Genomic DNA, 1,179 nt, shown 5'->3' with positions numbered 1-1,179 from the left:
TATATTATTAACCTACAAATTAAATTTAATGGCAACATTTTGTTTGTTCAATTAAAGTGGCTGTCTAGTTTATCTGTAGTTTATCTGGTTATTTAAAAGACTGTAAAACGTGCCCGCTACAGCAGCAATGCATGCGAAAGCCACCCATTAAAACGGGGCGACAAGTACAGTTTATAAATAATGAATCACGCAAAAAGCTGAGCTATGTAGACAAAATGAAAGTAAAAATAGACAGCCCCATAGGTCGACGACAATATAGCAAACGACTCGGGTGTATTGAGCCAGTGTTCGGGAACATTACAGTGAATAAAGGCATGAATAAATTGACCTTACGGGGTCAAACGAAAGTGAATGCGCAATGGCAACTGTATTGTCTTGTTCATAATATAGAAAAGCTGCAAAACACGATGCATTAAGAAGGGTAAGCGCTTTTACCCTAAATAAAAGCCACTCAAGTACCCGTAATCCCGTCCAAAACGCCAATTAAAACAACACCAAACTCCCACTTTATATTCTGCATAAAATACAGTAATCGATTGAACCAAAATAGGAACTCAGCTATGGTTTGTTTATCAATAAAAATAAATAAAAAAACGAGTTAATCTACAGGCTCGTTAGTTGCCTATGGAGTTTCAGTTGCACTTTGATGAATTAAAATCGATTATCGATACTGAAAATGCCCAAGAATTAAGTCTTACTTCTAATTCTTGGGAAATCATTAAAAACTCTAATTCCGAAGTGAATAATTGGTTATCTGAAGATCAATTCAGTCTCATTTTTTCAGGTGTTTCTGAATCTAAATATGGCGAAACAGTGTTTGTATTTGAGACCTTTGAACGTAAATATAAACACTCAGGTTTAACTAAAAGGTTATGCGAACAGCTAAATTTAAAATGGTCTAAATTTGATAAATTCCAAAGCTCTACTGAAATTTTAGATTTCTATATGGTCCCCAAAAGTTTAAATTGGGTTCTGTACGCTAACAGAGACTTTTGGCAATTCGCAAAAGGCAACTAACAAGTTGCACAAGCAGGACAAAATACAGTTGGTTTTTTGCTCGTGCCTCGCTTATTTTAACCAACTATATTTTGCCTCTTAGCAAGGCGTTGAGGCTGTAGAATTACTCTTTTTAGGAACGTATCCAACTATTCTTGGTTGGTTGCTTTTTAACCTTGAATC

2 protein-coding genes are annotated in these 1,179 nt (G+C 35.3%); both read left to right on the top strand.

The annotated features are described in order from the left end of the window. Positions 1 to 131: 131 nt before the first annotated feature. Complete coding sequence (locus tag I6F50_RS20115) at positions 132 to 416, top strand: transposase (protein WP_197177151.1); 285 nt, start codon at positions 132 to 134, stop codon at positions 414 to 416. A gap of 220 nt (positions 417 to 636) precedes the next feature. Beyond that, the gene (locus I6F50_RS20110) at positions 637 to 1,017 is read left to right on the top strand and encodes a hypothetical protein (RefSeq protein ID WP_166421953.1); all 381 of its coding nucleotides are present in this window, start codon (positions 637 to 639) and stop codon (positions 1,015 to 1,017) included. The last annotated feature ends 162 nt before the right edge of the window (positions 1,018 to 1,179 follow it).

The organism is Pseudoalteromonas sp. NZS127_1, from assembly GCF_015864295.1.
In the GTDB taxonomy this organism is placed as follows: domain Bacteria; phylum Pseudomonadota; class Gammaproteobacteria; order Enterobacterales; family Alteromonadaceae; genus Pseudoalteromonas; species Pseudoalteromonas arctica.
The sequence above is the reverse complement of the archived record's forward strand: the minus strand, read 5'-3'. Positions and strand labels throughout refer to the sequence as shown.

Bases quoted from the DNA above. Each gene is read 5' to 3' on its own strand.
- I6F50_RS20115 (WP_197177151.1), top strand. From the start codon at position 132: ATGCGAAAGCCACCCATTAAAACGGGGCGACAAGTACAGTTTATAAAT.